The organism is Eubacterium sp. AF15-50 (assembly GCF_934835595.1).
In the GTDB taxonomy this organism is placed as follows: Bacteria; Bacillota; Clostridia; order Lachnospirales; family Lachnospiraceae; genus Eubacterium_G; species Eubacterium_G segne.
The window spans coordinates 1-8,527 of sequence record NZ_CAKVZL010000092.1; the positions used below are offsets into that span (position 1 = coordinate 1).

Annotated in this window: 5 protein-coding genes and 1 other annotated feature; all 5 genes read right to left on the reverse strand. The window is 37.9% G+C overall.

Features of this window, described 5'->3' with window-relative positions:
• The coding region (locus Q5O73_RS09110) for a DUF6273 domain-containing protein (protein ID WP_302669529.1) at positions 1-1,637 on the reverse strand (1,637 nt) is incomplete at its 3' end.
• Positions 1,638-1,770: 133 nt separating this feature from the next.
• Positions 1,771-2,421, reverse strand: coding sequence for an HAD family hydrolase (locus Q5O73_RS09115; protein WP_021953742.1), 651 nt, complete (start codon positions 2,419-2,421; stop codon positions 1,771-1,773).
• A gap of 186 nt (positions 2,422-2,607) precedes the next feature.
• Positions 2,608-4,365 carry an aspartate--tRNA ligase gene (aspS, locus tag Q5O73_RS09120; protein ID WP_207721385.1) on the reverse strand — a complete coding sequence of 586 codons (1,758 nt, stop codon included), beginning with the start codon at positions 4,363-4,365 and terminating at the stop codon, positions 2,608-2,610.
• Positions 4,366-4,453: 88 nt separating this feature from the next.
• Positions 4,454-4,697, reverse strand: a binding site (T-box leader).
• A 191-nt stretch (positions 4,698-4,888) separates the two neighbouring features.
• Positions 4,889-6,268 (reverse strand): aminopeptidase, encoded by a 1,380-nt coding sequence (locus Q5O73_RS09125; RefSeq protein ID WP_302669530.1) that lies wholly within the window; start codon positions 6,266-6,268, stop codon positions 4,889-4,891.
• A gap of 29 nt (positions 6,269-6,297) precedes the next feature.
• Complete coding sequence (gene feoB / locus Q5O73_RS09130) at positions 6,298-8,523, reverse strand: ferrous iron transport protein B (protein WP_368076758.1); 2,226 nt, start codon at positions 8,521-8,523, stop codon at positions 6,298-6,300.
• Between the last annotated feature and the right edge of the window lie 4 nt (positions 8,524-8,527).

An 8,527-nucleotide genomic window follows, 5' to 3' on the forward strand; every position in this document is an offset into this window, starting at 1 on the left:
CTGATTGTAATAGTCTTAGGATCAGCTGTAGTAGGTTCCTCTGTCGGTGCCTGTGTAGGTGCTTCTGTTGGTGCCTCTGTAGTAGGAGCTACCGTTGTTGGGGCTACTGTAGTAGGTGCAACCGTTGTGTTTTCTTCCATTTTCGTTGTCTGCTCTTCTGCTTTTGGATATACGATATTTCCATCTTCATCTTTTACAACTACATTAGAAAAATCAAGAACAACTGAAGTTCCGACTAATCCGGCTCCTACCATAAATTCAATTGTTCCATCTCCATCTGCCATAAGTTCTGTGGAAAGAGTTGTTGTGCCAATCACTAATTTTCTTGGTTCACTTTCATTCAGATCGTTTGTAATTTTATAAGAACCGTCTTCTGATGGTGAATACATATCGATCGATATTGTATATATTTTACCCGGCACCAATCCGGTTACTGTTTTCTTGAGCTGCAATCCCCAGGCACTTCCCCAGTTACTTGTCAGCTGTTGCATCTGAACATGATCCGGATCCTCAGGGTCTGCCCCCAGCTGTACCGTAGACCCATTCCACGGACCGCAATAATATGTATATCCACCAATTTCAAACCAAAGATTTGCATCTGCCTGTCCCGGTGTAAGAGGAAGATTTTCCGGTGTTGTCGATTCCTTTGTTGTTTCTATATTTGGTGTTGTGGTTGCTTCAGGAGATGTCTCGATTCCTTCCTGTGTTGTTGTTTCATTTGGCGTTGTTACTTCCTGTGTTGTCGGAACATCTGATTCTGTTCCATCACTACTTACCTTTCCTGCATAGGAATAAACATCAGTATTTTGTGTATTTAAATGCAGTACTGGACGTACTGTCGTAAATGTATCATTTACTGATGAACCATTCGGATAAACAAAACCGGACTGAAATACATATGCCGCATATTTTCCCTTATAAGTGTTGACATCACGATAGGTATCATCTCCCATTGTTCTAAGCCACCACCCCGGCATCAGCCACGGATATGTTTCCCAATCCAATTTGGCATTTGCATATGGAGTAACAACAAGCGCTCTTGTAGGGTCTGCATTATACTCTCCTGAAAAGCCATATTCCGTATTTAACGCTTCCTTATATGCCAAACAATAAACCTGATCGTATGTATCATTGACCTTCGGTGAATCCAAAAACGGATCCTGAGCGTTTGATACTAATGTTGTATTAATTGCCTGCTGTTCTTCTGCTGTGAAAGCTGTATCCATAAAATTGTCATTTGAATAATCTATCCCATTTTTATTCATACTGCTTTTATAACCATTAAGCCAGCTCCTAAGAGTACATGTCTCCCAATCAACACCATCCCCTGACTCATGCCATGGTTTCACATCTAATCCTTTGTCTGCCAAAAGAAATGCATCATTCCCATCTACCTTGAGTACTCTCCATTTAATCGGTTCTTTGTATTTTCCTTCTACATCATTCTGATAATAGTTTCCAAAATAAACGCAGTCCCAAATGGTATTTCCTGTGGTATCCTTCGTCGGGTTAGATAATATATGTGTTTTCGCTCCATTATCATTTGCTCTTATCTGAACATTTTTATTCATTGGATAAATAATTGTGACTATCAGCATAACCACGAGCAAAATTGACAAAACTCTCCTTCTTTGCATTCTTTTTTCCCTCCTTAAATTTTCTCTCAATCAATCTACATAAAAATACACAAACCCACTCTTATGTAATAATGAATTTGTGTATATAATATCATATATCATATATCTTTTGAATAACTCTACAGGCTTTTTGTTATTTAATTATTTTAAGCAGGTCCTTTGGCTCATCTATTATAGCTATTGGTTTAAGACCTTCAAGAAGTTCTCTTTCCCTAAAGCCCCAGCTACATAACACACAATCCATACCTGCATTTTCTGCTGTTGCCCTGTCTACTTCTGAATCTCCCACGTAAACCGCTTCCTCTTTTTTACTTCCAAGAAGCTTTAATGCATGGAAAACACTGTCTGGTGCCGGCTTTTTCTTAATTCCTGCCGCCTCGTTTTCCCCTATGGCAACCTTTATATAATCCTTGAAATAAATTTCATTTAATTCATCAACTGCTCCATGAGCCTTATTTGACACAATTGCCATTTTTATGTTGCTTTCATGAAGTTCCTTTAAAAGTTCCATTATTCCATCATAGGCTCTGGTTTTTACCTGACAGTTCTTCTGATAATAATCCAGAAACTCCTGATAAACCTCTTCAAACCTTGGATTGTCCTCTCCATCAGGAATAGAACGTATAATCAGCTTTCTTATTCCATTTCCCACATGTTGTCTCACCAATTCAATATTATGAAGAGGGAAATCAAATTTCTTCTGAATATAAAGAACTGCATCTGTTAAATCTTCAAGAGTATTTAAAAGTGTTCCATCCAAATCAAAAACTACTGTTTTATACATATCTATCTCACCTTCACTTTTCTACATAATATCTGCCGGACTAATAAATCCGGCAGACAATATTTTATCAATCTTTATTACTGTGATTAACGACAATTGCAATTACTGCTACAATAATCGCTATTAATGCAATTGCTATTACTCCTAAAATAGGTGCAACCGCCATTTTAGACATAAATCTCCTCCTTATGCTCTAACCTTAATGTGAACCTCTCTAAGCTGCTGCTCTGTTACCTCTCCCGGTGCACCGCACATTAAATCCTGTGCATTTCCGTTCATAGGGAATGGAATAATTTCTCTAATATTTTCTTCTTCACGAAGTAACATAATCATACGGTCAACTCCCGGAGCCATACCTGCATGTGGTGGTGCACCAAACTGGAATGCATTGTACAAGGCTCCAAATTTCTCCTTAAGGTCATCTTCTGTATATCCTGCAATTTCAAATGCCTTAACCATAATCCTCATATCATGGTTTCTTACTGCACCACTTGATAATTCAACACCGTTACATACGATATCGTACTGATATGCCAAAATATCCTCCGGATTCTTTGTTTCTAATGCTTCAAGTCCACCCTGTGGCATAGAGAACGGATTATGTGTAAATATCATCTTTTTAGCTTCCGTATCATATTCATACATAGGGAAGTCGTTAATATAACAGAACTTGTATGACTTTTTATCAATTAAATCAAGTCTCTCACCAAGAGCTGTTCTAATCTGTCCTGCATAAAGTGAAGCATTCTTCTCATTATCAGCAATGAAGAAAATAGTGTCTAATGCCTTTAATGATGCCATTTCCCTTATTTCTTCCTTCATATCTTCAGGAATAAACTTATCAATTGGTCCCTTATAGCTTCCATCTTCTAAAACTTCCAGGTAACCAAGACCACCCATTCCAATGCTCTGAGCAAACTTAAGTAATTTTTCGTGCTGTCCCTTTGACAACTTCTGGTTAATTACAATTGCTCTTACAGTCTTTCCGTGGAACGGTTTAAATGTACATCTCTGGAAGAAATCTGTTACGTCAATTATTTCTAACGGATTTCTAAGGTCCGGCTTATCTGTTCCGTATTTAAGCATTGATTCCTTATAGCTTATAATAGGGAACGGAGCCTGTGTAACCTCGTATCCTTCAGGTGCAAATTTATTAAATGTGTCAGCTAAAACTTCCTCGCCAACTCTAAATACATCTTCCTGTGTGGCAAAACTCATTTCAAAGTCTAACTGGTAAAATTCTCCCGGTGATCTGTCTGCTCTTGCATCTTCATCTCTAAAGCAAGGGGCAATCTGGAAATACTTATCAAATCCTGACACCATAAGTAACTGTTTATACTGCTGTGGTGCCTGTGGAAGCGCATAGAATTTTCCCTTAAACTTTCTTGATGGCACAATATAATCTCTTGCACCTTCCGGAGATGATGCACAAAGAATAGGTGTCTGGATTTCCAAAAATCCCATATCTACCATTTTCTGTCTAAGGTATGAAATAACCTTTGAACGGAAAATCATATTATCCTTAACCTTTGGATTTCTTAAATCAAGGTAACGATATTTAAGTCTCACATCTTCACGGGTTTCCTTTGATGTAATAATTTCAAAAGGTAACTGCTTGTAAACCTTCCCTAAAACTTCAACCTTTTTTGCCTCTAATTCAATAGTTCCTGTAGGAATCTTAGGGTTATATGTTTCTTCATCTCTGTGCTCAATAGGTCCCTCTACTGAAATACAGTCTTCCTTACTTAATCCCTCAAGTAATGATGTGTCACGCATAACTACCTGCATAACTCCATACATATCTCTTAAATCAATAAATGATACTCCACCGTGGTCACGAATGTTTTCAATCCAGCCTGCAATCTTTACATTTTGTCCAACATTAGCTTCTGACAATGAATCCATTGTTACATCACGATAAATGTTATTTGTGTTAATATCCATTACACTTCCTCCAATATTATAAATTACGGTATGGTTAAAATAATAGAATTTCCTATTAAATATAAAAAGAGCCCATCCTGAAAAATTAATCCAGGACGAACTCACTAATTACTTAATATGTCCGCGGTACCACCTGATTTACTGCTTATGCAGCCACTCATGGTCTTGCAACCCATCGATTATCGCTCGACAACGGCTTCCCTACTGATTATTAAACGTTCAGGTTGCAGCTTAGGAGTGTTATTCACATTAATTCATTCTACAGGACTTCCACCAACACCTGCTCTCTGTTAGCGATAATTAAAGCTACTTCTCTCCGTCAACGCCATTAATCTTGATTATATAATAGTAAACACCAAGTGTCAAATACAAATTTGTGCGTTCCTACAAGCGTTGCACAGATACACAAAAAAGGTCTGCCGGGAGCTTGCTCACAGGCAGACCTTTTTTGTGTATCTGTATAGCGCGACAGCACGGTATAAGCATTATGCACAGCATAATGCGCATGGCAACGCTTTTCTTTCTATTTCATTCTTAAAAATGCCTTATAGCACTTGAAAGCCTCATAAACATCAGCTTTGCTTGTAACCTCCCAAGGTGCATGCATGCTAAGCACCGGCACACCACAGTCAATTACTTCCATTCCGTATAATGACATAATGTATGCAATGGTTCCGCCACCGCCGGCATCAACCTTTCCTAACTCTGACATTTGGAAATAAACCTTATTGTCATCCATAACCTTTCTTATTTCTGCTAAGTATTCTGCGTTGGCATCATTAGAGCCTGACTTTCCTCTTGAGCCGGTAAATTTGTTAAACACAACACCTTTTCCAATATAAGATGTGCTTTGCTCTGAAAATACATCTGCATATAACGGATCATAAGCTGCGTTTACGTCAGATGAGAGCATTTTACTGTTTTTAAGGCATCTCTTAAGAATTAATTCACTGTAGTTTCCGTTTAAATTAATTAATTCGGCTACCATGTTTTCAAAGAAACGTGACTGCATACCTGTTGCTCCTACGCTTCCGATTTCCTCTTTATCAACCAAAAGGCAACAGGATGTTCTTTCATTGACATTACTATCAAGAATAGCTTCTAATGAAGTATAAGCACAAACTCTGTCATCCTGACCATATGACATAACCATGCTTCCGTCAAATCCCATTTCTCTTGCCGGTCCTGCCGGAACCACCTCCAGCTCTGCTGAGAAGAAATCTTCCTCATCCATTCCGTACTTATCTTTTAATATTTTCAAAACTCCTGCCTTTACGCTTTTCTTTTCATTTTCGTTTACAGGAATACTTCCTACTAAAATATCTAAATTTTCTCCTTCAACTACAGTTGCGGCTTTTTTGTCCATTTGCTTAGATGCTAAATGAATCAGTAAGTCAGTAACACAAAATACCGGGTCAGTATCTTTTTCACCTATATTTACATTAACTGAGGTGCCATCCTTCTTCACTACAACACCGTGTATTGCAAGAGGAAGAGTAACCCACTGATATTTTTTAATTCCGCCATAGTAATGTGTATCAAAATATGCCATATCCTCTTTTTCATATAACGGATTCTGCTTAATGTCCATTCTTGGAGAATCAATGTGAGCACCTAAAATATTCATACCTTTTTCCAACGGCTGTTTTCCTATGTTAAATAATGCTACTGCCTTGTTCATATAAAGACCGTATATTTTATCACCTGCCTTAAGAGGCTTTCCTTCTTTTATTACATCCTCAATGGATTTGTATCCCTTTGCCTTTGCCATTTCCACTGACCTTGCAGCACATTCTCTTTCTGTCTTACACTGAGACAGAAAATCAATATATCTCTTGTTTAGTTTTTCAAGATTTTCAATGTCAACTCCATTATACTTTCCCCATACGCTGTCTCGTTTCATAAATTTATTGCCTCCTTACAAAAAGTCATTTATATTAATGTCAAAATCAATTTGGCACCAAACGCTACTATCCATGCTATACTGCATTGTAATAAAACTACTATCACTGCCCAATTTCTACCCAGTTCCCGCTTTACTGATGATATTGCTGCAACACAAGGTGTGTACAAAAGGGTAAATATCAAAAATACTATGGCACTTTTAGTAGTAAACATTGTGCTAAGAGCCTTTGTTCCCAACAATACCGTAAGTGTGCTTACAACACTTTCCTTTGCGGTAAATCCCGTTATCAGGGCTGTAGATGCACGCCAGTCACCAAATCCCAATGGTTTAAATATAGGTGCCACAATTCCACCTATCATTGCCAGAATACTGTCTTCTGCATCCTTTACTATATTGAAATGTAAATCAAAGGTCTGTAAAAACCATATAACAAGTGACGCTAAAAAGATTATTGTAAAAGCTTTGGTTAAAAAGTCCTTTGCCTTGTCCCACATAAGTCTTAACACACTTTTAGCTCCCGGCATTCTGTAATTAGGTAGCTCCATAACAAAAGGAACCGGTTCTCCCTTAAACTTAGTGCGGTCAAGTATCAGGGCATATATAATTGCTATTATTATTCCCGTAAAATACAAACCTATCATAACCAACGCAGCCTTATCCGGGAAAAATGCTGCTGAGAAAAATGCATAAATAGGTATTTTTGCTGAGCAGCTCATAAAAGGGGTAAGCATTATGGTCATCTTTCTGTCACGCTCTGATGGTAATGTTCTTGTTGCCATAATGGCCGGCACTGAACATCCGAATCCTATAATCATAGGTACAAAGCTTCTACCGGAAAGGCCCAATTTTCTAAATATCTTGTCCATTACAAATGCAATTCTTGCCATGTATCCACTGTCTTCTAATAATGACAGGAAAAAGAACAATACAACTATTATGGGCAAAAAGCTAAGAACACTGCCTACCCCTACAAATATACCATCAATAATTAACGACCGTATTACTTCATTTACTTTAAATGTAATCATTGCATTTTCGCACAGACTGCTTAGGGCACTGATTCCCATATCCATAAGGTTTTGAAGATAAAGACCTATTACTCCAAAAGTCAGATAGAAAATCAGAGACATTATTACAATAAAAGAAGGAATCGCCGTATATTTTCCTGTAAGCAACTTGTCAATTTTACGACTTCTTGCTCTTTCCCTGCTTTCCTGTGGCCTTACCACTGCCGTTTTACATATTTTATCAATAAATGTAAAACGCATTTTTGCCAAAGCTGCTTCTCTGTCCATGCCGCTTTCCTTTTCCATCTGAAGAATAATATGTTCTATCATTTCTTTTTCATTTTCTTCAAGATGAAGTCTTGCTATAACATCCTCATCCCCTTCAATAAGCTTGCCTGCTGCAAATCTGATTGGGACTTTATTATTATGGGCATGATCATCTATTAAATGCATAATGGAATGTATACATCTGTGAATTGCTCCACCATCTTCTCCATTTGCATCGCAAAAATCCATTCTTCCGGGACGCTCACGATATACTGCCACATGCATAGCATGCTCAATAAGTTCGTCTACCCCTTCGTTTTTAGCTGCTGATATAGGCACCACGGGAATGCCTAGGGATTCCTCTAACATATTAACATCTACTGAGCCGCCGTTGGCTGTAACCTCATCCATCATGTTTAATGCCAAAACCATAGGAATGTCCAGTTCAATAAGCTGCATTGTAAGATAAAGATTTCTTTCAATATTCGTAGCATCTACAATATTTATAATACCTCTTGGTCTGTCATCTAAGAAAAACTGCCTTGATACAATTTCCTCGCTGGTATAAGGTGACATGGAATATATTCCCGGCAAATCCACCACCATGGTATTTTCCTGTTTTCTTATCTGACCGTCTTTCCGGTCAACCGTTACCCCTGGGAAATTTCCCACATGCTGATTTGAGCCAGTCAGCTGATTGAACAATGTTGTTTTGCCACAATTTTGATTTCCTGCCAATCCAAAAGTAATCAACTGTCCCTTTTCGATTTTTTCCCCTCTTTGCTTAACATGATATATACCCGACTCACCTATGTGGGGATGCTCCGTTGAATTATACTTTACATCACTGCTTTCCTTTTTCTTTTCCTTATTTTCCTGTAATTCAATATCTATACACTTAGCATCATCCTTTCTAAGTGTCAGTTCATATCCCCAAATCTTATATTCTATAGGATCTCCCATAGGTGCAGCTTTTATGTAC

What these genes read in the sequence shown, in the direction of transcription:
- Q5O73_RS09125 (WP_302669530.1), bottom strand. Translation starts at nt 6,268, where the DNA reads ATGAAACGAGACAGCGTATGGGGAAAGTATAATGGAGTTGACATTGAA.
- Q5O73_RS09115 (WP_021953742.1), bottom strand. Translation starts at nt 2,421, where the DNA reads ATGTATAAAACAGTAGTTTTTGATTTGGATGGAACACTTTTAAATACT.
- aspS (WP_207721385.1), bottom strand. Translation starts at nt 4,365, where the DNA reads ATGGATATTAACACAAATAACATTTATCGTGATGTAACAATGGATTCA.